Below are 23,790 nucleotides of genomic sequence, written 5' to 3' on the forward strand. Positions count from 1 at the left end.
ATCGGATCGTTTATGAAAATAGTTATCGCACCGGATTCTTATAAAGAAAGCCTGTCAGCACAGGAAGTTGCTACACAGATTGAAGCCGGTTTTCGGGAGATTTTTCCTGACGCCAGCTACGTCAAGCTGCCCGTGGCGGATGGCGGCGAAGGTACGGTTGAAGCCATGGTGGCGGCAACGCAAGGGCGTATTGTCGAGGTTCAGGTTACCGGCCCGCTGGGCGACAAGATCGACGCTTTTTTCGGCCTGTCGGGTGATGAAAAAACCGCCTTTATCGAAATGGCGGCGGCCAGCGGGTTGGAGCGGGTGCCAGCCGCGCAGCGTAATCCGCTGCTGACCACCAGCTATGGCACGGGCGAGCTGATTCGCAGCGCGCTGGACCATGGGGTAAAACACTGCATTATCGGTATCGGTGGCAGCGCTACCAATGACGGCGGCGCGGGCATGGCGCAGGCGTTAGGGGCAAAACTGCTGGATGCGCAGGGCGAACCGATCGGTTTTGGCGGCGGTGCGCTGGATGCGCTCACACGCGTTGACGTCAGCGAACTGGATCAACGCATTAAAAGCTGCCGTTTTGAGGTGGCGTGCGATGTGACGAATCCGCTGACCGGCAAGCTGGGTGCCTCTGCGGTGTTCGGGCCGCAAAAAGGGGCGACGTCGGCAATGATCGTGCAGTTAGACAATGCCCTCAAGCATTACGCCGAGGTGATCCGTCACAGCCTGGATATCGATGTGGATCAGGTGCCGGGTTCCGGGGCGGCCGGTGGTATGGGGGCCGCGCTATTGGCCTTCTGCGGTGCGGAACTGCGTCAGGGCATTGAGATTGTTACCGAAGCGCTGGGGCTGGATGAACTGGTGCGGGACGCGTCGCTGGTGATCACTGGCGAAGGGCGCATCGATAGTCAGACGGTGCACGGTAAAGTGCCGATTGGCGTGGCGCGCGTGGCGAAGCGTTACAACAAACCGGTGGTCGGGATTGCGGGCAGCCTGACAGCGGATGTGGGCGTGGTGCACGAACACGGCCTGGATGCAGTATTCAGCGTGCTTTACAACATCTGTTCTCTGGAGGAGGCGTTGGACAACGCGGCAGCCAACGTGCGCATGACAGCACGTAACGTCGCGGCAACCATCAAGCTGGCGCAAACGCTCCAATAACGCTCTTTTTGCCGATTTTTTCTGGCGGCTCCTTTCTTCGTCGTCCCCGCGCTGGTGCCGGGGGCGACGCGTCATCAAAGATCCAAAATCCATTCATTTTGTTATCACTGACGCTAACACCCTCTGTGCCATTGGGCTCGAAGCACTAAGATTCAGGTCTATCGACAACATCTGACTTTTCATCCCATTCAGTGAGGGAAAATGAATAAACTTATCGCTCTACTCCTTTCGATGGCCGCCGTATTGTCGGGCTGTACCTCTCCCGCAAACACACAACAATCAACTGCGCGCATCTACATTGTTCACGGATACGGCGCTTCACCGTCAGAGCATTGGTTCGCGTGGCTGAAAAGCGAGATGGAGAAAACGGGAGCTACGGTGTCGATCGTTAATTTACCCACTACTGACGATCCACAACCGCAGGCATGGCAACGGGCTCTTGAAACACAGGTGACATCGCTAGATAAAAACACCTATTTTGTCGCGCACAGTCTTGGCAGCATTACGCTGTTGAGATTCCTTGAAAAACACCCGACCAACGCGCCCATCGGTGGCTATATTCTGGTATCCGGCTTCAATGGCAGTCTGCCGACGCTTCCGCAGCTTGACCGCTTTATAAAACCGGCCATTAATTATGGCGCGCTGGCGCAGAGGGCAAACACTCGGGTCGTCATTGCTGCGGCTGATGATACCGTGGTGCCTTACCGGTTCAGTCAGGCGTTGGCGAAATCCCTCGACGCCAGGTTTATTACGGTTGAGCAGGGTAACCATTTTCTGGCAAGTGATGGATTCACCGAATTCCCTCTGGTGCTGGCCGAGCTGAAAAAGGCCATAGCCGCATCAGGGCGGTGAGTGGTTGGCGCAAGCAGAGATCTGGTCGCCACACCGCTCACGGATCACTGCAAATGCGCCTGTGCCGCCCGCCGTACGTTGGCGATTTCGTCGAGCAGCTCCAGCCATTCCGGTTCCAGTTCCAGCAGGTCCGTTCCCTTACGCAGTGCGGTTTCCAGCGTGTAACACAGTTGCTTCAAGCGTGGCACGCCGCTGTAGCCGCAACTGCCGTGCAGTTTGTGAATCAGTGGCAGCGTGTCTTCCACCGGGTGGCCCGCTAACAGCGTTTCGATGTGTCGCTGTACGTCGGGCAGGGAGTCCAGCAGCATTTGCAGCAGATCGCGCGCCAGGTCGGGTTTGTTGGCTGCCTGGCGCGTTGCCAGCGACCAGTCGAGCGAGAGCTGACTGTCATCATGTTCCGCCAGTAATTGCGTCATGCTGCCGTTCTCGCTCTCAACCGGTATAACCGGTTGTTGGGTATAACGCGCTAATACCGATGCCAGCATCTGTTCATCAATCGGCTTTGCCAGATAACCATCCATCCCCGCTTGCAGCAATGATTTGCGCTCGTCACTCAGCGAATGGGCGCTGACCGCAATAATCGGCGTGGTGGCGTGGCGGGAAAGCTGGCGAATGTGCTCGCTGGCGCGAATGCCGTCCATGCCGGGCATTTGGATATCCATCAAGATGACGTCGATATCCTGCATTGCCGCCTGCGCGATAGCCTCTTCACCGCTGTCGCACAGCAGGGTGTTTTCTACCTGCTCTTCCAGCAAGGTGCCGATCAGTTTCAGGTTGGCCGGATTGTCATCCACCGCCATCACACACAGCGGCAGGCGCGGCGTGGGCAGCGTCGCCGCGTGCGTCACGGGCAGTAAGGATAACTGCTGGATCAACAGACCTTCTTGTATTAACGGCAACAGGCGTACCGAGGAAAGGGGTTTGCTTAGACAGGCGTGGATACCGAAGGATTTCAACTGTTCGGCATCCATCTGTGCCAGACTGGGCAAGGCCAAAATAACACAGGCTGCCTTACGGCTCATGTCGCGTAGCTGCGAGGTGTAATCCAGCAAGGTATTACGATGCCGGACGGGAACGCCGAGCAGCAAAATATCGAAATGTTGCGGCGGTAACTGTTCAAGGGTAGGGCTAAAGTGCACCTGCAACGGCGTTTGTCCCAGAATATCTAACCCGGCTTGCGCGGCGGAGGCGTTGGCTTCCACATAGGCAATGCTGTGTCCTTGCAGTACCGAGAGATTATTCTCCGCCACGGCGCTGTGCGGATCGCAGGTTAGCGTGATGTGGAACCAAAAGGTGGAACCCTGGTTTACCGTGCTTTGGAAGCGAATATCGCCCCCCATCTCTTTCACCAGCCGCTGGGTGATCACCAGCCCCAGTCCGGTACCGCCGTGGCGGCGGGAAATGCTGGTATCGGCCTGTCGAAACGCCTGGAATAGCTGCGCCTGTTGCCCTTCAGCGATGCCGATACCGGTATCCCGGATCTGAATTTCCAACTCCAGCCGTTTATGGCTTTGGCGGTGGCGCTCAACGCGGATATCGATATTGCCCTTTTCGGTGAATTTGATGGCATTGCCCAGCAGGTTGGTGATCACCTGTTGCAGACGCATCGGATCGCCGACAAAACGTTCGGGCACGCCGGGTTGAATGTTGAGCGTCAGCTCCAGCCCTTTCTCGTGGGCGGTGTGCGCCAACAGCGTGATGACATCGTCCAGCGTGTTATGCAGTGAGAACGGGATGTTTTCCAACACCAGCTTGCCAGCTTCCAGCTTGGAGAAATCCAGCACGTCATTGATGATAGCCAACAGATTGTTGGCGGAGCGCTCGATGGTGCGCAAATAGTCGGTCTGGGTGGCAGTTAACGTGGTTTTTAGCGTTTGACGGGTGAAACCGATCACGCCGTTAAGCGGAGTGCGCAGCTCGTGCGACATATTGGCTAAAAACTCGGACTTGATGCGCGCGGCCTCTTGCGCCCGCTTTTTCGCCAAATCCAGCTCGACGTTCTGGATCTCCATCTGTTCCAGCGTCTCTCTGAGATCGTAAGTGGCCTGATCGATGTTTTGCTGCATCTCCTCGTGGTAGGCCGTCAGGGACATCGCCATGGCATTGATGCCATTTTTCAGCATATCCAACTCGCCCAGCATGCACCCTTCAGCTCGGCTGTCCAATTGACCGCGGCGGATGCGATCGACGGTATCCACCATATTGCGTATTGGCATGGTGACATCGCGCACCAGGCGATAGGCGAACAGACCGGCAATCCCCATACACAGCAGCATCAACAGCGTGGCGATAAAGGTCTCCTGATACTGTTGCAGCATGATGGAGTCGGTATCCAGCTCCAGCAACACATACCCGACGGTCGCACCGGGACGCTCAACCTTGCCCGCATGGCGGGTGAATTCCGGGCCGATGGTGATAGGTATGTGCAGCAACAGCTTGTCATCAACCTGGTGAGAATGCAGCCCTGACGGCATCGGCTGCTGCTTTACTGCATCAATCAGTTGGGTGATATGGCGCGAATCGGTGCTGAATAACACCTGATGTTGTGCGTTAGTGATGATAATGGCGCGTACAATGTCGGAATGGCGCCGATGCAGCATATTGATCAGCGGCTGAATCATCTCCTGCTGGTTGGCTACCATTGAATAGGCGGCAACGGCGGCGAGCGGCTCAATAATACTGGCACCCGCGCTGGCAAGCTGGTCCTGCAACTGGTTGCTGCGGTGAATAACGAAGAAGGTGCTGAGCAGCAATCCGATAATCAATGTCGGAGCCAGAATCAGTATCATCATGCGGGCACGCAGACTGTATTTGGTCATGAGGTTCCAATGTGGGAGAATTAGGCCCAGACGTTCAGCTTAAAGACACAGTAGCAAACTATGGCGCAATTCTACTCTCCAAACCGGCGTGTGACGACCCGGCAAACCATTAACGTGACCGTGACCGATCTCGATCCATTTGGACAGGGGGTGGCGCGTCATCAAGGCAAAACCGTTTTCGTGCCTGGCGTGCTGCCGGAGGAGCAGGCGGAAGTCCGGCTGACCGAGGATAAACGCCAGTATGCGCGCGCTGAACTTAAACGGCTGCTGACGCGCAGTGCGCAGCGTGTGGAACCGCGCTGCCCGCATTTTGGCGTGTGCGGCGGCTGTCAGCAGCAGCACGCCGATGTTGCGTTGCAACAGCGCAGCAAATCAGCCGCGCTGCAAAAGCTAATGACGCGAGAAACCGGACAAACGCTGACGGATATCGGGCTGATTGCGGGGCCGAGCTATGGTTACCGTCGGCGTGCGCGTCTTGCGTTATACTTTTTGTCGGGGGAAAAGTCTGCGCCAGCGGGCGGGAAAGCCTCAGCCCGCGCCAAGACAGTAACTCAAGCCGCGCCGGGTTTGCGCATGGGATATCGCCAAGGGCAATCGCACGATGTGGTGGATATTACAACCTGCCCGGTGCTGGCACTGGAACTGGATGCCCTGTTAGCCCCGCTGCGTCACTGCCTCAGCCAGTTGCAAGGGGTGAAGCGGCTCGGGCATGTGGAACTGGTGCTGGCGGATAACGGTCCGCTGCTGGTGTTGCGCCATCTTGATGCCCTGAGCGTGGCGGATACCGATGCGTTGCGTGCGTTTTCCGTGGCGCAGCAGGTGGCGGTCTATCTGGCACCGGAGGCCGATGTCGTCACCTCCCTGACGGGGGATACGCCGGTTTATAGCGTGAACGGTATGACGCTGGCCTTCAGCCCGCGCGACTTTATTCAGGTTAATGACGCGGTGAATCAGCAGATGGTGGCACAGGCGCTGGCATGGCTGGATGTGCAGCCGCAAGACCGCATTCTGGATCTGTTTTGCGGCATGGGCAATTTCACGCTGCCGCTGGCAACGCGCGCGGCAGAAGTGGTCGGCGTTGAGGGTGTGCCCGCGCTGGTGGAGAAGGGGCGAGAGAATGCGCGTCGTAACGGCTTGTCTAACGTCACATTTTCTCACCAAAATCTCGACGAGGATGTTGCGCAACAGTCCTGGAGTGCCCAGGGATTTGATAAGATACTGCTAGACCCGGCACGCGCCGGGGCGGCGGAAGTGATGCCGCAAATTGTTAAACTTGCACCCCAGCGTGTGGTCTATGTTTCCTGTAACCCCACTACGTTGGCGCGGGACAGTAAAGTGCTGTTGGCCGCAGGTTACACGTTGGCGCAGGTCGCCATGTTGGATATGTTTCCTCACACCGGCCACCTTGAATCGATGGCACTGTTTTTGCAGCGTTCTGGTAAGGCGGCACGCTCTGGCAAAGCGGCATGCTCTGGCAAAGCAGCAATGTAGGGAGAGTTTATGGTTGCGGTAAGAAGTGCGCATTTGAATACGAACGGCGAGTTTGTGCCAGATGCCTGGATTGCATCGTTAGGCATCAATAATCAGCAGTCGTGTGAACGCTTAGCCGAGACCTGGCGCTATTGTGAACAGCACACGCAGGGACACCCCGATGGGCTGGTGCTGCTGTGGCGCGGCATTGAAATGGTAGAGATCCTCTCCACCCTCAGCATGGATAACGACAGCATGCGCGCGGCGATGCTGTTCCCGCTGGCAGACTCTGGCGTGGTGGATGAAGACACGCTGCGTGAAGCGTTTGGCAAGAATATCGTCGATTTGGTGCACGGCGTGCGCGATATGGATGCGATTCGCCAACTGAAGGCGACGCAAAATGACTCTGTCGCCTCTGAACAGGTGGACAACATTCGCCGTATGCTGTTGGCGATGGTGGAAGATTTCCGTTGCGTGGTGATCAAGCTGGCGGAGCGCATCGCGCACCTGCGTGAAGTGAAAGACGCGCCGGAAGAAGAGCGCGTGCTGGCGGCCAAAGAGTGTACCAACATCTACGCACCTTTGGCGAACCGCCTCGGTATCGGCCAGCTCAAATGGGAGCTGGAAGATTTCTGCTTCCGCTATCTGCACCCGGATGAATACAAAAAAATCGCCAAACTGTTGCACGAGCGTCGTATTGATCGTGAGCAGTACATTGACGATTTTGTCAAAACCCTGCGCACCGCGATGGCGGGCGAGGGGGTCAAGGCCGATATCTATGGCCGACCCAAGCATATCTACAGCATCTGGCGCAAGATGCAGAAGAAATCCCTGTCGTTCGATGAACTGTTTGATGTGCGCGCCGTGCGTATTGTGGTTGAACGTTTGCAGGATTGCTATGCGGCGCTCGGTATCGTTCACACCCACTATCGTCACCTGCCCGACGAATTCGACGACTACGTGGCAAACCCGAAACCTAACGGCTATCAGTCCATCCACACGGTGGTGTTGGGGCCGAGTGGCAAAACCCTTGAAATCCAGATTCGCACCAAGCAGATGCATGAAGATGCCGAATTGGGCGTGGCCGCACACTGGAAATACAAGGAGGGCGCGGTTGCGGGCGGACGCTCCGGTTACGAAGGGCGCATTGCCTGGCTGCGCAAGCTGCTCACCTGGCAAGAAGAGATGGCCGATTCGGACGAAATGCTGGACGAAGTGCGCAGCCAGGTGTTCGACGATCGTGTCTACGTGTTTACGCCGAAAGGCGACGTGGTCGATCTGCCGACCGGCTCCACGCCGCTGGATTTTGCCTACCACATTCATAGCGATATCGGACATCGCTGCATCGGCGCCAAAATTGGCGGGCGCATTGTGCCCTTTACCTACCAGTTGCAGATGGGCGATCAGATTGAAATCATCACCCAGAAGCAGCCGAATCCAAGCCGCGATTGGCTGAACCCGAACCTGGGCTACATCACCACCAGCCGTGGCCGATCCAAAATCCACAACTGGTTCCGTAAGCAAGATCGCGACAAGAATATTCTGGCTGGCCGCCAGATTCTGGATAACGAGCTGGAGCATTTGGGTATCAGCCTGAAAGCGGCTGAGAAACTGCTGCTGCCGCGCTATAACATCAACTCGCTTGATGAGCTGCTGGCGGGCATTGGCGGCGGGGATATTCGCCTCAATCAGATGGTGAACTTCCTTCAGGCGCAGCTCAACCAGCCCAGCGCTGAGGAACAGGATCGCGAGGCGCTGCGCCAGCTCACCCAGCAGAAAGCGCCACCGCAGAACAGCCGCAAGGACAGCGGCCGCATTGTGGTAGAAGGGGTGGGCAATCTGATGCATCATATTGCGCGGTGCTGCCAGCCGATCCCGGGCGATGAGATCATCGGTTTCATCACTCGCGGGCGCGGTATCTCTATCCACCGCGCTGACTGTGAGCAGTTGGACGATCTGCGCAGCCATGCGCCAGAGCGGATTGTCGATGCTGTGTGGGGCGAAAGCTACTCCAGCGGCTACTCGCTGACGGTGCGGGTAACCGCCAACGATCGCAGTGGGTTGCTGCGCGATATCACCACCATTCTGGCGAATGAAAAGGTGAATGTGCTGGGCGTGTCCAGCCGCAGTGATACCAAACAGCAGATCGCGGTGATCGACATGGAGATCGAGATCTACAACCTTCAGGTATTGGGACGGGTGCTGGCGAAGCTCAACCAACTGCCGGATGTTATCGACGCGCGTCGCCAGCAAGGGGCGTAATTTTTACGTAGGTCATCAAACCGCACAAACTTTGTCATCCCCGCGCAGGCGGGGATCTCCTACAGGCTGAACGCGTTCCTCCTGCAAGAGGTCCCCGGCCTGCGCCGAGGACGACAGGTGATTTTTTATTTATTCAGGAATCAGGCATGACAGCAGCGGCTATTGAACGTCTTCTTTCCATTATGAACACATTGCGCGACCCGGAAAACGGTTGTCCATGGGATCGCCAGCAAACTTTCGACACCATTGCGCCCTACACGTTGGAAGAGACCTACGAAGTGCTGGATGCTATTGCGCGCAAGGATTTTGACGATCTGCGCAGCGAATTGGGCGATCTGTTGTTTCAGGTGGTGTTCTACGCCCAGATGGCGCAAGAGCAGGGGTTGTTTGATTTTTCTGCGGTGTGCGATGCGATAAGCGACAAGCTGGAGCGGCGACACCCGCATATTTTTGGCGATGCAACGCTCACCGACAGCGACGCGGTGCTTGCCAACTGGGAGCAAACCAAAGCCCAGGAGCGCGCAGAAAAAGCCCGCTATTCGGCGCTGGACGATATCCCCGACGCGTTGCCCGCCTTGATGAAAGCGCACAAAATCCAGCAGCGTTGCGCGTCTGTCGGTTTCGACTGGAACAGCCTGGGGCCCGTGGTCGATAAAGTGTATGAAGAAATTGATGAAGTGATGCACGAAGCCCGGCAGGCGGTCGTGGATGAAGAAAAATTGGCCGAAGAAGTGGGCGATTTATTGTTCGCGACGGTCAATCTCTCGCGCCATCTTGGTCAGAAAGCTGAAAACGCGCTTCAGGCGGCAAACCGCAAATTCAGCCGCCGTTTCCGTCAGGTAGAACAAATTGTTATCGCCTCGGGAAAAACCGTTGAACAGGCGACGCTTGAGGAAATGGATGCGGCCTGGGAGCAAGTAAAACGTCAGGAAAGGGCCGGTTAAGGGTTTTTAGTCTGCTTGCCGCATTTTTTTTGCTGTTTTGTTATTTATCTTCATGATTTAAATGCCGATGTTGAATGTCATTTGTGCGTGATACATCGGTTTAGCCACCACGTTACGATCGCTACAATGATGAAAAGCAACATTTGTAGCCTTCATCAGGTTCAGGTATACTACTTTCCCGTCCTGGTACTTCACATCGTTATAAACCTAAACTCTCAGGTTCAGCATGACAACTAATTATATTTTTGTGACCGGCGGGGTCGTATCCTCTCTGGGTAAAGGCATTGCCGCAGCCTCTCTGGCGGCTATTCTCGAAGCCCGTGGCCTCAACGTTACCATCATGAAACTGGACCCGTACATCAACGTGGATCCGGGCACGATGAGCCCGACGCAGCACGGTGAAGTGTTTGTCACCGAAGACGGCGCCGAAACCGATCTTGACTTGGGCCACTACGAACGCTTTATCCGTACCAAAATGACGCGCCGCAACAACTTCACCACCGGCCGTATCTATTCCGATGTGCTGCGCAAAGAGCGTCGCGGCGACTACCTGGGTGCAACCATTCAGGTGATTCCGCACATCACCAATGCCATCAAAGAACGTATCATTGAAGGCGGCGAAGGCCATGACGTGGTACTGGTGGAAATCGGCGGCACCGTCGGTGATATCGAATCCCTGCCGTTCCTTGAAGCGATTCGGCAGATGGCGGTGCAAGTCGGCCGTGAGCATACCCTGTTTATGCACCTGACGCTGGTGCCCTACCTGGCGGCAGCGGGCGAAGTGAAAACCAAGCCGACCCAGCACTCGGTAAAAGAGCTGCTGTCTATCGGTATTCAGCCGGACGTGCTGATTTGCCGTTCTGACCGCACCGTGCCTGCCAACGAGCGTGCGAAGATTGCTTTATTCTGTAATGTGCCGGAAAAAGCAGTAATCTCCTTAAAAGATATTGATTCGATTTATAAAATCCCGGCGCTCTTGAAATCGCAGGGATTGGACGATTATATTTGTAAACGATTCAGCTTGAATTGCGCCGAGGCAGACCTCTCCGAATGGGAACAGGTTGTCTATCAGGAAGCCAATCCGGGTGGCGAAGTTACCATTGGCATGGTGGGCAAATATGTCGCACTGCCGGATGCCTACAAATCGGTGATCGAAGCCCTGAAGCACGGCGGGTTGAAAAATCGCCTGACCGTCAACATCAAGCTGATTGATTCGCAGGATGTAGAAACTCGCGGTGTTGAAGTTCTCAAAGATCTTGATGCTATCTTGATCCCAGGGGGGTTCGGCTACCGCGGCGTTGAGGGTAAAATCATGGCGGCGCGTTACGCCCGTGAGAATAACATCCCTTATCTGGGCATTTGCCTGGGAATGCAGGTCGCTTTGATGGAATTTGCCCGTAACGTAGTGGGCATGGAAGCGGCAAACTCAACGGAATTTGTGCCAGACTGTAAGTACCCGGTCGTTGCGCTGATCACCGAATGGCGTGATGAAGAGGGTAACCTCGAAGTGCGTAGCGAAGAGAGCGATCTGGGTGGCACCATGCGCGTGGGCGGTCAACCGTGCCACCTGGCGGAAGGCAGCCTGGTGCGCGGCATGTACGGTGAAGCGACCATTATTGAACGTCACCGTCACCGCTATGAAGTGAACAACATGCTGTTGAAACAAATTGAAGCGGCGGGATTGCGTGTTGCTGGTCTTTCCGCCGACCGCAAGCTGGTGGAGATTGTTGAACTCCCTGATCATCCGTGGTTCGTGGCCTGTCAGTTCCATCCGGAATTTACATCGACACCGCGGGATGGGCATCCCCTGTTTGCCGGTTTCGTTAAAGCCGCTGGCGCGTATCAAAAGCGTCAGGTGAAGTAAGGGTTTTTCAGCAACGCGCGGTCCAGAACCGCGCGTTGTTCGTCTAAGGTTTTAGTTTAACTTGTACTGAGGAAAATCTAATGTCCAAAATCGTTAAAGTCATCGGCCGTGAAATCATCGACTCACGCGGAAACCCGACCGTTGAAGCCGAAGTTCACCTGGAAGGGGGCTTTGTAGGTCTGGCCGCTGCACCGTCAGGCGCATCTACCGGTTCTCGCGAAGCGCTGGAACTGCGTGATGGCGACAAATCCCGTTTCCTGGGTAAAGGCGTGACCAAGGCTGTTGGCGCGGTGAACGGCCCGCTGGCACAGGCTATTCTGGGCAAAGATGCCAAAGATCAGGCCGCCATCGACCAAATCATGATCGACCTGGACGGTACTGAGAACAAATCCAACTTTGGTGCTAACGCCATTCTGGCGGTGTCTCTGGCTAACGCTAAAGCAGCAGCAGCATCCAAAGGTCAACCGCTGTACGAACACATCGCTGAACTGAACGGCACCCCGGGCAAATTCTCTATGCCTCTGCCGATGATGAACATCATCAACGGTGGCGAACACGCTGACAACAACGTTGATATCCAAGAGTTCATGATTCAGCCGGTTGGCGCGAAAACCGTGAAAGAAGCGATCCGTATCGGTTCTGAAGTGTTCCATCACCTGGCGAAAGTGCTGAAAGGCAAAGGCCTGAACACGGCTGTTGGTGACGAAGGCGGCTACGCGCCGAACCTGGGTTCCAACGCTGAAGCACTGGCTGTTATCGCTGAAGCGGTAAAAAATGCCGGTTATGTGCTGGGCAAAGACGTTACGCTGGCAATGGACTGTGCGGCTTCTGAGTTCTACAACAAAGAAACGGGCAACTACGAACTGAAAGGCGAAGGAAAAACCTTCACTTCTCAAGAGTTCACCCACTATCTGGAAGGCCTGACCAAAGAATATCCGATCGTTTCTATCGAAGACGGTCTGGACGAATCTGATTGGGACGGTTTTGCATACCAGACCAAAGTGCTGGGCGACAAAATCCAGCTGGTAGGTGACGATCTGTTCGTAACCAACACCAAGATCCTGAAAGAAGGCATCGAGAAAGGCATCGCTAACTCCATCCTGATCAAATTTAACCAGATCGGTTCTCTGTCCGAAACTCTGGCTGCTATCAAGATGGCGAAAGATGCCGGCTACACTGCCGTTATCTCTCACCGTTCTGGCGAAACCGAAGACGCTACCATCGCCGATCTGGCGGTAGGTACTGCTGCTGGTCAGATCAAAACCGGTTCCATGAGCCGTTCTGATCGCGTTGCCAAGTACAACCAACTGATCCGTATCGAAGAAGCACTGGCTGGCCGTGCTGCATTCAACGGTCTGAAAGAAGTGAAAGGCCAGGCGTAATCGCCTGTCCTCTATTGGGCGTTCGCGCCCGATAATACTCACCCGGAAGGGCTTCGGCGCTTCCGGGTTTTTTTATGTCCTTATTCTGCCGCTATTCTCCATCCGGGTGCGGATTTTTCCGGCATGCGTTTGCCTCTTTGGGAGTAATTCATCCCCTCATCAAGAGTAACATTCTAATTTTCAATCAATTATCTATTGATCTCGGGCAATGAGAACGAGTTTTCTTCTTAAAAAGCGTCTCGTATCTTTGTATATTGCGCGCCGATATATAAAAAAATACATATCGATAACCAAAATACAAAACTGAGATAAAGAAAATGACAATGCAGAAACGGAAAACCCGCATTCATTGGCTATTGCCTGCGCTATTGGCCGCGTCGCCTTCCTCCTGGTCCGCTGCGGCTAACGTTAAGCCTGAAGGGGATAAAAAAGAAGATGTGCTGGTGGTAACCGCCAAACCGGCAGAAGATTCGCCAAACCCGGCAGGGGCGGGGATGAGTGTCGATGCCGTCGAGATGGGGCCTCTGGGCAAGCGCGATCGTATCGATACGCCGTACTCCACCACCACGGTGACCTCCGCCATGATCGCCAACCAACAGGCGAAAAACGTCAACGATCTGCTGAAATACAGCGCGTCAGCGCAGATGCAGGCGCGCGGCGGCATTGATGTGGGACGCCCGCAAAGCCGCGGTATGCAAGGGGATGTGCTGGCGAACAGCCGCCTCGATGGGCTTAATATCATTTCTACCACTGCGTTCCCGGTTGAGATGCTGGAGCGGCTCGACGTGATCAACAGCCTGACCGGTGCGCTGTATGGCCCTGCCAGTCCGGCCGGGCAGTTTAATTTCGTGCAAAAAAGACCCACCGCGCAAACCCTGAACCGCTTTACTGCCGGTTACTCCAGCAAAGGCGCGGCTTCCGGTCATGCGGATCTGGGCGGTCATGTCGGCGACAACGATCAGTTTGGCTACCGCATCAACCTGCTGCACGATGAAGGGGAAGGCAGCGTCAGCGACAGCACGCTGCGGCGGCGTTTGGCCAGCGTCGCGCTGGACTGGAATCTCTCTCCAGATACGGTGTTGGAATTTAACGCCAGCGAATACCGCTTTAAGAAAATGGGCTATGCGGGCGGCTTTTCTTACGGCCCCACGGTGCAACTGCCCAGCGCACCGGACGTCACCCGCAAAGGGTACGGGCAATCTTTTGCCGGGTTGGACTTGGTGACGAAAACCGTCAGTTCCCGGGTAAAACACTTCTTTAATAACAACTGGTCTGTCACTGGCGGCGTGGGTTATCAGACGGCCGATCGCGGTATGCGCACGATTTCGAACAAGCTGTCGCCGAATTCAGACGCTATCACTTCAGGGTTTACCCAGCCTTATACCGCAGGGCGCTTCCGGGTGCTCAGCAATACGCTACAGCTTAACGGTCATATCGATACTGCCGGACCTTCTCATGACGTGGTATTGAGCACCACCGGGTTCCAGTGGACTAACTATGCCGCGCTGGGTAACGATAACGACTTTACGCTGGGAACCACCCCGCTTAACGCCCCTCGGCGCTATGATGATCCGAGCAATGGGCGGTTCTATGCGGGATCCGGGCGCTATAAGTCCAGCCGCAGCAGTCAACAATCGGTGACCGCAGGCGATACCATTACCTTCAACGAGCGTTGGTCGGCCATGGGCGTGATAAGCCAAAGTTGGCTCACCTCGCGCAGTTACGGTGCGAAAGCCGCTGCACAACACAATGACGGTATTAGCCCGACCGTGTCGCTGATGTATAAGGTTGTGCCGAATGTGATGACCTATATCGCCTATGCTGATTCGCTGGAGCAGGGGGGCGTCGCACCGAAGGGTACCAGCAACTATGGGCAAGTGCTGGATCCCTACCGTAGCACTCAGTATGAGGCGGGTGTGAAATCCCAATGGGGCGACATGAATATGAATGCGGCGCTGTTCCGTCTGGAACGTCCGTTTGCCTACACCGGTAACGACAATATTTACAGGGAGCAGGGCAAACAGGTTAACCACGGTCTTGAACTGATGGCCGATGGTGAAGCCTGGGATGGGTTGCATCTGTTTGGCAGCATGACGTTGCTCGATCCTAAAATGAAGGACACCAGTTCGGCAGCAACGCGCGATAAACGCGTGGTCGGCGTACCCAAATTCCAGGCCAACCTGTTGGCGGAATATAGCCACCCGAGCGCCCCGAATATGGTGTATCAGGCCAATCTGCATTACACCGGAAAACGTGCGGCTAACGACACCAACACCACCTGGGCGGCGGGCTTTACCACGCTGGATCTCGGTGCACGTTATGCCTTTAAACTGCACGACAAAAATGCCGCAGTGCGTGTGATGGTGAATAACGTCACTAATGAGCGCTACTGGGCTTCCCTGTTCCCAGGTAAAAATGACGGTTCCAACGGTTCCGCCAATGCCTTCCTGGGCGAACCGCGTGAAATCCGCGCTTCTCTCTCCGTTGACTGGTGATGCCATGACTCAATCGATGATATGGCGTCTTTCATTGGCACTGGTCGTCAGCGTGCTGGGGGGGCCGGTGCTGGCCGAAACGATGCCGACCCGAACCGTGCAGTATTACGGCGATCGTTCCGTTACCGTACCCGCTCAAATAGAGCGAGTAGCCACCTCCTGGAATGCGCAGAATTCGATTATCGCCATGTTGGGTTATGGCGATCGTATTGTCGCAACCACCAAAATCGTGCGCGATACGCCGCTGTTTCGCCAGTTTGTGCCGTCGATTGCGCAGGCGGCTTTAGCCTCGCGCAGCGGTGACATGGGGATTAACAGCGAAGTGCTGGTTGCCAAACGCGCTCAGGTGCTGTTTGTGCCGCAGAGCATACCGTTAGCAGAAGCGGAGACGCTGAGCAAAGCGGGGGTTCAGGTGGTGGCGCTGCGTTACAACTCGCTGGAGGCGATGGTGGAGCGCACGCTGATTACCGGCGACATTCTCGGGCCGGATGCGTTACAGCGTGCCCGCGATTTTGCCGTCTATTATCAGGATAACGTGCGCCGGGTACAGGCGGTGATTGAGCGCATTCCCCGTGAGCAGCGCGTAAAGGTATACCACGCCGTGGGCGATCCGCTGACCACCTCGGGCCGTCCTTCTCTTAATCAAGACTGGATGGATCTCGGCGGCGCAATAAACGTGGCGGAGCCTTGGTTTCGTAAGGCGGGCGTCAGCACCGCACCGGTTTCACTTGAGCAGGTGGTGCAAGCCGACCCTGATGTGATAATCACCATGCGCGCCAGCGACGCGGCGGCAATCCGTCAGGATCCGCACTGGCAAACGCTCAGGGCGGTGCAACAAGGGCGCGTCTATGCCAATCCGCAGGGGATGTTCTGGTGGTGCCGCGAAACCTCCGAGCAGGCGTTGCAGTTTCTCTGGCTGGCAAAAACGCTCTATCCGCAGCAGATGCAGCATATCGATATGGCAAAAGAAACTCACGACTTCTACCAACGGTTCTACGGTTTTGATCTGAACGCGCAGCAGGTCGAGGATATTTTACACCCGCGTTAATCGTCTGGAACGCCGCCAGCACGGGGCGTTCCGCGTCTCATGTCCTTCCTGCATCCCCTTTCCACCCAGTGATCGCCATAAACGAACCGTCGGTTTCATTGGTTTAAAATGGCTTTTTATAAAAACCTTGAGGTCGATCGTCGCGTTCTTCCCTGGGATGCCAATCCCGCTCGGGGCGTGGCAACGGTGCAAAGGTTTTCGCAACGTCCCGGCAGTAGTTTAGCTATCACGGCAGTAACGGGGTTGTACCCTGCCGCATTACCTTCATAAAGACAATGACACAGGAAGGATGGCAAATGAAAACGCGTAAAATTGGGCTGGCCAACTACTTGGCTTACGGCTCAGGTGATTTTCTCGGTGCGGGAACCACGGCGCTAACGGCGGCGTGGTTGCTCTATTTTTACACCACCTTTTGTGGTTTGACGCCCATTGAAGCCACGTTTATTTTCGCGATGGCCAGAGTGCTGGATGCCGTCGTCAGCCCGCTGATGGGTTTCCTGACGGACAACTTTGGATCAACCCGCTTGGGTAAACGCTTTGGTCGCCGTAAATTCTTCATTTTGCTCGGTATCCCCTGTGTGTTCAGCTACAGCTTTATGTGGGTGGGCGACATGGGGTACTGGTACTATCTGCTGACCTATCTGGTGTTTGACGTGGTCTACACCATGATTCTGGTGCCGTATGAAACGCTGGTACCGGAAATGACCGATGATTTTAAACAGAAAACCAAATTCTCCGGTGCGCGTATCGCGCTGGCGCAACTTTCTGCCATTCTGGCGGCCTTCCTGCCCGGTATCCTGCTCAGCCACTTTGGCAAGGACAACGCGATTTCCTTCTTCTACTCAAGTCTGGTGTTCTCGGTGATTTGTGCCGCCGTGCTGACGCTGGTGTATTTCTTTACCTGGGAACGGCCGCGCGAAGAGATGTCGGCGGCGTCCTTGCAGGCAGAAAAGGAACGCCAGTCGCTGACGCTGAAGCAAAGCCTGAAACGCCTGAATGTCGAACTCTCTTCCACGCTGCGCATTCGTATTTTCCGTCAACATCTCGGGATGTACCTCGGCGGCTACATTGCGCAGGACGTGTTTAATGCCGTGTTCACTTACTACGTGGTGTTTGTGTTGATGCAAAGCCCCACGGTGGCGTCCAACCTGATGGGCACCATGGCTATCCTGCAATTCCTGGCGGTGATTGGTATGATCCCGCTGTGTATTCGCTTCGGACCGGCACCTTCCTACCGTCTGGTGGTTTGCCTGTTCGGTCTGGCCGCGATGTCTTACGGTGCGCTCTATTACAGCGGCCTGCACGATGTGTTCTCTCTGTTGTTGCTGGTCTCTGCGTTGGCGGGGCTGGGGCGCGGTGGCATCAACTACGTGCCGTGGAATACCTACACCTATATTGCCGATGTGGACGAAGTGATCACCGCACAACGTCGTGAAGGGATCTTCGCCGGGATCATGACGCTGACCCGTAAGGCCTCTCAGGCAGGCGCGGTGATGCTGGTTGGCGTGGTACTGCAATTGTCGGGGTTTGTTTCAGGGCAGAGCGTACAGGCACCGGGCGTGAGCCACACCATCCTGATGGTGCTTAGTGTAGGCACAGTCTGCGTGCTGGCGTTGGGTTTTCTGGTCTCATTACGGTTTAAACTGAACCTGCAAACACACCAGACCCTGCGTGAAGAGACGCTAAAAATGCGCGAAGCCGGACGTCCGGTGCCGGAACTCATCACGCCGCAGGCGCGTCAGGTGGTGGAAATGCTCTCTGGCATGTCTTACGAATCGCTGTGGGGCAACAACAATATCGGTTACCTGAATCGCCACAAACAGCCGGCGCATTCAGCAACCCAGGTGACTCAGCATTAACCGCATTAACGCATTAACGATAAGAGTGGATGATAAACTATGACCGTATTCAGTGTTAAACATAGCCCGCTGCTGCGTCAGCCTGAGCACTTTATCTCTCGCGACGATCTGAAGGCGCTGATCTGTCGCATTACCGATAATCTGGTCAATATCAAGGATGAAACCGGTGAGTTTCTGCTGCGGTTGGATGATGGTCGTGTCATCGATACCAAGGGTTGGGCCGGGTGGGAGTGGACGCACGGTATTGGCCTGTACGGCATTTACCAGTATTACCAACAGACCGGCGATGACCAGATGCGTGCCATCATTGATGATTGGTTCGAGGCGCGTCTGGCGGAAGGTACGCCCACCAAGAACGTCAATACGGTCTGCCCGTTCCTGACGCTGGCCTATCGCTATGAAGAGACGCGCGATGCCCGTTGGGTACCCTATCTGGAACGCTGGGCGGAGTGGGTGATGTACGACATGCCGCGCACCCAGAAAAACGGTTTGCAGCATATCGTCTACAACAGCGAAAACACCGATCAGCTGTGGGATGACACCCTGATGATGAGCGTGCTGCCGCTGGCAAAAATCGGCAAGCTGCTCAACCGCCCTGAATTTATCGAAGAGGCGACCTACCAGTTCTTACTGCACGTGCAGTATCTGATGGACAGACGCAGCGGCCTGTGGTTCCACGGTTGGACGTTTGATGGTAAGCACAATTTCGCCGAAGCGCGTTGGGCGCGCGGCAATAGCTGGCTGACGGTGGCGATTCCTGAGTTTATCGAACTTCTGGAACTGCCAGAAGGAAACGCAACGCGCCGCTTCCTGTTGCAGGTGCTGGAAAGCCAGATTGAAGCGCTGGCGCAGTATCAGGATGACAGCGGCCTGTGGCACACGCTGCTGGATGATGCCAACTCTTACGTGGAAAGCTCTGCAACCGCCGGATTTGCCTATGGCATCCTGAAGGCGGTGCGCAAACGCTATGTGGATAAGCGCTATGCCGACATGGCGGAAAAAGCGATTCGTGGCGTGATTGCCAACATCAATCCGCAAGGCGAACTGGTCAATGTGTCGTTTGGTACCGCCATGGGCCGCGATCTGGATTACTACCGCCAGATTCCGCTGACTTCCATGCCTTACGGTCAGGCGATGGCAATTCTGTGCCTGTCTGAGTATCTGCGCGTCTATTTGTAATCGGTAACCGAGAAATTGCCCCGCGAAGGCCGTATCTGCTTCGCGGGGTTTGGCATTATTTCAATCCGTTCAGGCTGTAAGTGACCGGGATCCAGCGATAGCCATTGGTAGTGCCGTTGCGTTCCACGCGGGTATTCACATGGCCGATGCCTGGGAACGGCAGGTGTGCGCCCGCCACCAGATAGCCTTCACTGGCAGCCTGAGCAAACAGGGCTTCGCGGGTTTTGGTGGCCTGACCCATATCAGAATCGAAGCTGATGGTGGTTTCCGGTAGCGGCATTTGCACCGCTTCTGCGTGCACGATATCGCCCCATGCCAGCAATTTCTGGCTGTCACTGACGATGCTATACGCGGTGTGTCCCGGCGTGTGGCCTGGTGCAAACACCGGCGCAATGCCCGGCAGCAGCGCGGCATCCCCGGTAAAGGTTTTCACTTTATTTGCAGCAGCAAGGATCTTGAAGACGTCCTGCACCCGTTGGAAGGCGGGCTTGCGTTCGGGGGCGGCTTGCGCCAGGTGCTGCGGATCCAGCCAGAAATCATACTCTTTTTGCGAAACGTAAACGGTCGCATTGGGGTAGGCGAGCTTACCGTTTTGCACCAGACCGCTAAAATGGTCGCCGTGCAGGTGGGTCATCAGGATGGTATCGACCTGCTCTGGGCGATAGCCAGCCGCCAACAGATTTTTCTGCACTTTTCCGACGTTGCTGTTCGCTTGCGTGCCGTTGCCGGTATCAATCAGCACCAGATTTTTGCCGGTGTTGACCAGAAACGCATTGATGGAGGTTTCGACGGTAGGGGATAACGATTTCTCTGCCAGCAGTTGGCGAATGGTGTTGGGATCGGTGCGCGTGAGCATTTTGTCCATCGGCATGGCGTTGGTGCCATCTGAAAGCGCGGTGATTTCATATTGACCCAGCAATTGCCGATAGTAGCCGGGTTGGGTTTTGACTTGCGCCGTGGGTTCTGCCACTGCGACATCAGGGAGGCCAAATGCTGTCATAGCCATCAGACACGCCGCTTTCAAAGGTTTCATCGTATCGTTCCTTGTCGTAAACACCGTGAAAAAGAAATGGGCAATCCCTTTGATTATTAACCGAACTGCAACATTCCTCAAATGTTATCACCCCCTATCCTAGCGTTATATTGCACCTGCTATCTGGTGCTATCTCGCAATGCGGCATTTGGCGCACCGCAGGCAATCTGCGATAATAGCCGTTTGCCAGCCCTGGCTGGTACCCGATGGCTAAATGATAGGTTGTTATGCTGTACCCGATAAATGAGATGTTTCAAACCCTGCAAGGTGAAGGCTTTTTTACCGGCGTTCCGGCGATTTTTGTCCGTCTGCAAGGGTGTCCGGTGGGTTGCAGTTGGTGCGATACCAAACACACCTGGGATAAGTTTGCTGAACGTGAAACCACGCTGGATCATATTCTGGTAAAGACGCAGGAGAGCGACGCCTGGGCACCGGCCAGCCCGGAAGCGATTCTGGCGCGCATCCAGCAAGAGGGGTATAGCGCACGGCATATCGTTATCACCGGCGGTGAGCCTTGCATCCACGATTTGACGCCGCTGACCGACTATCTCGAGCAAAACGGCTACCGCTGCCAGATAGAAACCAGCGGTACGCATGATGTGCGCTGTTCTCCGCAGACCTGGGTCACGGTCTCACCCAAAGTGAATATGCGTGGTGGTATGGTGGTGCTCGATCAGGCATTAGTGCGCGCTGATGAAATCAAGCATCCGGTGGCGCGAGAGAAAGACATTGACGCGCTGGATGCCCTGCTGGCGCGCTTACACGATGATAAAGCACGTATCATCGCCTTGCAGCCCATCAGTCAGAAAGACGCGGCGACCAAACTCTGTATCGAAACCTGTATCGCGCGTAACTGGCGTCTGTCGATGCAGACGCACAAGTATCTGAATATCGCTTGATGGCAGGTCGATCCTTTTATTCCCCGCGATAAACGCAGCCCGCCGTGCAGGTTTCTTTCACCATCACGGCGCTCAGCAGAGGCAGTGTGGGTTTTAACTGCTGCCAAATCCAGTGCGCCAGCACCTCGCTGGTGGGGTTTTCCAATCCGGCAATTTCATTGAGGTAGTGGTGATCCAACTGCTGCCAAACCGGGTTGAATACCGCTTTCAAGTCGGCGAAATCCATCACCCAGCCGGTATGCGGGTCGACTTCACCGGTGATTTCCAGTCTCACCATAAAGGAATGCCCGTGCAAGCGGCCACATTTATGCCCTTCCGGCACGTGCGGCAGGTGGTGGGCGGCTTCAAACTGAAAATCTTTAAATAGCGTAGTGACCATAACAACGTTCCTGAAGGGATAACCAAGCGTAAACAAAAGCCGTCGCATACTACCGGAAAGTCGTCCTTGAAGCACGTTTGGTTGAAGAATAATCTGATTGATGGGGCGTTCATCTGAGCGGGCAACCTATAACGCTTTAAGCGTTAAGGATTATCAGAAAAACCATTTAGGCATTTTGGTTATTAAATATTGCCATCGCGTCTTTAATTGTTGCGCGCGGGATAGGTAACCTTATATTCCATACAACTTTAGATTGCATAAATATCGCTTTATCGCGGGACGACTTAAAAGGACACTGAAATCACGATGACCACTCCGGTTTCGTTGCTGCCGCTTAGTGCCGAGCAGCTCGCGCGTTTGCAAAGCGCCACGGGGGATTTTTCTCCAGCGCAGCTGGCCTGGCTGTCAGGCTATTTTTGGGGCGTCGCGCAGGGCCATGGGGCTCAAAGCGGTGCCGTGTCGGCCGTCTCGCTCCCGGCCAGCGCCGCTGCGCCTGCACAAAGTATTACCCTTATTTCCGCATCGCAAACGGGCAATGCTCGCCGTGTGGCCGAACAGCTGCGTGACGATTTGCTGGCTGCCAAGCTTGCGGTCACGTTGGTGAATGCTGGCGACTATAAATTTAAGCAAATTGCGCAGGAAACGCTGTTGCTGGTGGTGACCTCTACGCAAGGGGAAGGGGAGCCGCCGGAAGAGGCCGTAGCGCTGCATAAATTCCTGTTATCCAAAAAAGCCCCCGCGCTAAAAACCACGTCATTTGCGGTGTTCGGCTTGGGCGATACCTCTTACGAATTCTTCTGCAAAGCCGGTAAAGATGTCGATGGTCGCTTGGCTGAGCTGGGGGCAGAGCGCCTGCTCGATCGTGTGGATGCCGATGTTGACTATCAGGCGGCCGCCGAACAGTGGCGTCGCCAGATTGTCGATATCCTTCAGGCGCGCGTTCCGGCACAAGGCGCGGCGGTTATTCAGGCGAGCGCCAGCGGAACGCGGGATGAAATTTCCAGCAGTCCTTACAGTAAAGCCGCCCCTTACGCGGCAAGTTTCGCCGTGAATCAGAAAATCACGGGGCGTGCGTCCGATAAGGATGTGCGTCATATCGAGATCGACCTGGGTGATTCCGGGCTGCGCTATCAACCGGGTGATGCGCTTGGCGTGTGGTATCAAAACGATCCGGCGCTGGTGCAAGAGCTGCTGGAACTGCTGTGGTTGAAAGGGGATGAATCGGTGACCGTGGCAGGAGACACACTGCCTTTGTCGCAGGCGCTGCAACGCCATTTCGAACTGACGCAAAACACCGCGCCGTTGGTGGAGAAGTATGCCGCGTTGTCCCGTAACGAGGCATTGCTGGCGTTGGTGGCAGAAAAACCTGCGCTGCAACAGTTCGCCCAGCGCACGCCGCTGGTGGACATGGTGCGTCAGGCGCCGACGGAACTGACGCCGGAGCAACTGATTGGCTGGCTGCGCCCGTTGACGCCGCGCCTCTATTCTATCGCTTCGTCTCAGGCCGAGGCCGAAAGCGAGGTGCATATTACCGTGGGCGTGGTGCGCTATGACTATGAGGGGCGGGCGCGAACCGGCGGTGCATCTGGTTATCTGGCGGATCGTCTGAATGAAGACGATGAGATTCAGGTCTTTATTGAACATAACGACCACTTCCGCCTGCCTGCCGATCCCGCTACCCCCGTCATCATGATCGGGCCTGGCACCGGCATTGCTCCGTTCCGCGCCTTTATGCAACAGCGTGAAGCGGACGGTGCAGAAGGGAAAAACTGGCTGTTTTTCGGCAACCCGCACTTTACCGAAGATTTTCTCTATCAGGTGGAATGGCAACGCTACGTGAAAGACGGACTGCTGACCCACATCGATCTGGCCTGGTCGCGCGATCAGGCACACAAGATCTATGTGCAGGACAAACTGCGCGAGAAGGGCGAACAGCTGTGGCGCTGGATCCAGGACGGTGCACATCTTTACGTGTGCGGCGATGCCAACCGCATGGCGAAAGATGTGGAACAGGCGCTGCTGGACATTATCGGTGCCCACGGCGGTCTGGATGCAGAACAGGCCGATGAATTTTTAAGCGAACTGCGCCTTGAGCGCCGTTATCAGCGCGATGTGTACTAGCGAGATCACTATCCATGAGCGAAAAATTA

The 23,790-nt window shown here is 55.6% G+C and carries 16 protein-coding genes; 13 read left to right on the forward strand and 3 right to left on the reverse strand.

Features of this window, described 5'->3' with window-relative positions:
• Positions 1-12: 12 nt before the first annotated feature.
• Together J5067_RS16880 and J5067_RS16885 are read left to right on the forward strand one after the other, a co-directional pair.
• Positions 13-1,155 (forward strand): glycerate kinase, encoded by a 1,143-nt coding sequence (locus J5067_RS16880; RefSeq protein ID WP_264644715.1) that lies wholly within the window; start codon positions 13-15, stop codon positions 1,153-1,155.
• Positions 1,156-1,356: 201 nt separating this feature from the next.
• Complete coding sequence (locus J5067_RS16885) at positions 1,357-2,007, forward strand: alpha/beta hydrolase (protein ID WP_264628573.1); 651 nt, start codon at positions 1,357-1,359, stop codon at positions 2,005-2,007.
• Between the two features lie 44 nt (positions 2,008-2,051).
• On the opposite strand, the gene barA is transcribed toward J5067_RS16885, so the two are convergent.
• Positions 2,052-4,826, reverse strand: a complete 2,775-nt coding sequence (gene barA, locus J5067_RS16890) for a two-component sensor histidine kinase BarA (protein WP_264651601.1) — start codon at positions 4,824-4,826, stop codon at positions 2,052-2,054.
• Positions 4,827-4,886: 60 nt separating this feature from the next.
• On the opposite strand from barA, the gene rlmD reads away from it, so the two are divergent.
• The 9 genes from rlmD (at position 4,887) to J5067_RS16935 (ending at position 19,329) form a co-directional block, all read left to right on the forward strand.
• Positions 4,887-6,317, forward strand: a complete 1,431-nt coding sequence (rlmD, locus tag J5067_RS16895; protein ID WP_264651602.1) for a 23S rRNA (uracil(1939)-C(5))-methyltransferase RlmD — start codon at positions 4,887-4,889, stop codon at positions 6,315-6,317.
• A 9-nt stretch (positions 6,318-6,326) separates the two neighbouring features.
• Positions 6,327-8,558, forward strand: coding sequence for a GTP diphosphokinase (gene relA / locus J5067_RS16900; protein ID WP_264644722.1), 2,232 nt, complete (start codon positions 6,327-6,329; stop codon positions 8,556-8,558).
• A 146-nt stretch (positions 8,559-8,704) separates the two neighbouring features.
• The gene (mazG, locus tag J5067_RS16905) at positions 8,705-9,502 is read left to right on the forward strand and encodes a nucleoside triphosphate pyrophosphohydrolase (RefSeq protein WP_264644723.1); all 798 of its coding nucleotides are present in this window, start codon (positions 8,705-8,707) and stop codon (positions 9,500-9,502) included.
• Between the two features lie 226 nt (positions 9,503-9,728).
• Complete coding sequence (pyrG, locus tag J5067_RS16910; protein WP_264644724.1) at positions 9,729-11,366, forward strand: glutamine hydrolyzing CTP synthase; 1,638 nt, start codon at positions 9,729-9,731, stop codon at positions 11,364-11,366.
• An 80-nt stretch (positions 11,367-11,446) separates the two neighbouring features.
• Entirely contained in the window at positions 11,447-12,748 is a 1,302-nt protein-coding gene (gene eno, locus J5067_RS16915) for a phosphopyruvate hydratase (RefSeq protein WP_264627418.1), read from the forward strand.
• A 323-nt stretch (positions 12,749-13,071) separates the two neighbouring features.
• Positions 13,072-15,243 carry a TonB-dependent siderophore receptor gene (locus J5067_RS16920; RefSeq protein ID WP_264644725.1) on the forward strand — a complete coding sequence of 724 codons (2,172 nt, stop codon included), beginning with the start codon at positions 13,072-13,074 and terminating at the stop codon, positions 15,241-15,243.
• 82 nt (positions 15,244-15,325) lie between these two features.
• Entirely contained in the window at positions 15,326-16,291 is a 966-nt protein-coding gene (locus tag J5067_RS16925; protein WP_264651628.1) for an ABC transporter substrate-binding protein, read from the forward strand.
• A 296-nt stretch (positions 16,292-16,587) separates the two neighbouring features.
• Entirely contained in the window at positions 16,588-18,150 is a 1,563-nt protein-coding gene (locus tag J5067_RS16930; RefSeq protein WP_264651603.1) for an MFS transporter, read from the forward strand.
• Between the two features lie 39 nt (positions 18,151-18,189).
• Positions 18,190-19,329, forward strand: coding sequence for a glycoside hydrolase family 105 protein (locus J5067_RS16935; protein WP_264644727.1), 1,140 nt, complete (start codon positions 18,190-18,192; stop codon positions 19,327-19,329).
• Positions 19,330-19,384: 55 nt separating this feature from the next.
• Here J5067_RS16935 and J5067_RS16940 read toward each other — a convergent pair whose 3' ends face one another.
• The gene (locus J5067_RS16940) at positions 19,385-20,362 is read right to left on the reverse strand and encodes an MBL fold metallo-hydrolase (RefSeq protein WP_264651604.1); all 978 of its coding nucleotides are present in this window, start codon (positions 20,360-20,362) and stop codon (positions 19,385-19,387) included.
• Positions 20,363-20,589: 227 nt separating this feature from the next.
• On the opposite strand from J5067_RS16940, the gene queE reads away from it, so the two are divergent.
• Complete coding sequence (gene queE / locus J5067_RS16945) at positions 20,590-21,261, forward strand: 7-carboxy-7-deazaguanine synthase QueE (protein WP_264644729.1); 672 nt, start codon at positions 20,590-20,592, stop codon at positions 21,259-21,261.
• Between the two features lie 16 nt (positions 21,262-21,277).
• Here the strand turns inward: queE and queD are convergent, their stop codons facing one another.
• A complete protein-coding gene (gene queD, locus J5067_RS16950; protein WP_264644730.1) occupies positions 21,278-21,640 on the reverse strand; it encodes a 6-carboxytetrahydropterin synthase QueD in 363 nt (120 codons plus the stop codon).
• A 306-nt stretch (positions 21,641-21,946) separates the two neighbouring features.
• Here queD and cysJ point away from each other — a divergent pair, with 306 nt between their 5' ends.
• A complete protein-coding gene (gene cysJ / locus J5067_RS16955; protein ID WP_264651605.1) occupies positions 21,947-23,761 on the forward strand; it encodes an NADPH-dependent assimilatory sulfite reductase flavoprotein subunit in 1,815 nt (604 codons plus the stop codon).
• Positions 23,762-23,790 lie beyond the last annotated feature (29 nt).

The organism is Candidatus Symbiopectobacterium sp. NZEC151 (genome assembly GCF_025962655.1).
Taxonomy (GTDB): Bacteria; Pseudomonadota; Gammaproteobacteria; order Enterobacterales; family Enterobacteriaceae; genus Symbiopectobacterium.

What these genes read in the sequence shown, in the direction of transcription:
- J5067_RS16880 (WP_264644715.1), top strand. Translation starts at nt 13, where the DNA reads ATGAAAATAGTTATCGCACCGGATTCTTATAAAGAAAGCCTGTCAGCA.
- J5067_RS16885 (WP_264628573.1), top strand. Translation starts at nt 1,357, where the DNA reads ATGAATAAACTTATCGCTCTACTCCTTTCGATGGCCGCCGTATTGTCG.
- barA (WP_264651601.1), bottom strand. Translation starts at nt 4,826, where the DNA reads ATGACCAAATACAGTCTGCGTGCCCGCATGATGATACTGATTCTGGCT.
- rlmD (WP_264651602.1), top strand. Translation starts at nt 4,887, where the DNA reads ATGGCGCAATTCTACTCTCCAAACCGGCGTGTGACGACCCGGCAAACC.
- relA (WP_264644722.1), top strand. Translation starts at nt 6,327, where the DNA reads ATGGTTGCGGTAAGAAGTGCGCATTTGAATACGAACGGCGAGTTTGTG.
- mazG (WP_264644723.1), top strand. Translation starts at nt 8,705, where the DNA reads ATGACAGCAGCGGCTATTGAACGTCTTCTTTCCATTATGAACACATTG.
- pyrG (WP_264644724.1), top strand. Translation starts at nt 9,729, where the DNA reads ATGACAACTAATTATATTTTTGTGACCGGCGGGGTCGTATCCTCTCTG.
- eno (WP_264627418.1), top strand. Translation starts at nt 11,447, where the DNA reads ATGTCCAAAATCGTTAAAGTCATCGGCCGTGAAATCATCGACTCACGC.
- J5067_RS16920 (WP_264644725.1), top strand. Translation starts at nt 13,072, where the DNA reads ATGCAGAAACGGAAAACCCGCATTCATTGGCTATTGCCTGCGCTATTG.
- J5067_RS16925 (WP_264651628.1), top strand. Translation starts at nt 15,326, where the DNA reads ATGCCGACCCGAACCGTGCAGTATTACGGCGATCGTTCCGTTACCGTA.
- J5067_RS16930 (WP_264651603.1), top strand. Translation starts at nt 16,588, where the DNA reads ATGAAAACGCGTAAAATTGGGCTGGCCAACTACTTGGCTTACGGCTCA.
- J5067_RS16935 (WP_264644727.1), top strand. Translation starts at nt 18,190, where the DNA reads ATGACCGTATTCAGTGTTAAACATAGCCCGCTGCTGCGTCAGCCTGAG.
- J5067_RS16940 (WP_264651604.1), bottom strand. Translation starts at nt 20,362, where the DNA reads ATGAAACCTTTGAAAGCGGCGTGTCTGATGGCTATGACAGCATTTGGC.
- queE (WP_264644729.1), top strand. Translation starts at nt 20,590, where the DNA reads ATGCTGTACCCGATAAATGAGATGTTTCAAACCCTGCAAGGTGAAGGC.
- queD (WP_264644730.1), bottom strand. Translation starts at nt 21,640, where the DNA reads ATGGTCACTACGCTATTTAAAGATTTTCAGTTTGAAGCCGCCCACCAC.
- cysJ (WP_264651605.1), top strand. Translation starts at nt 21,947, where the DNA reads ATGACCACTCCGGTTTCGTTGCTGCCGCTTAGTGCCGAGCAGCTCGCG.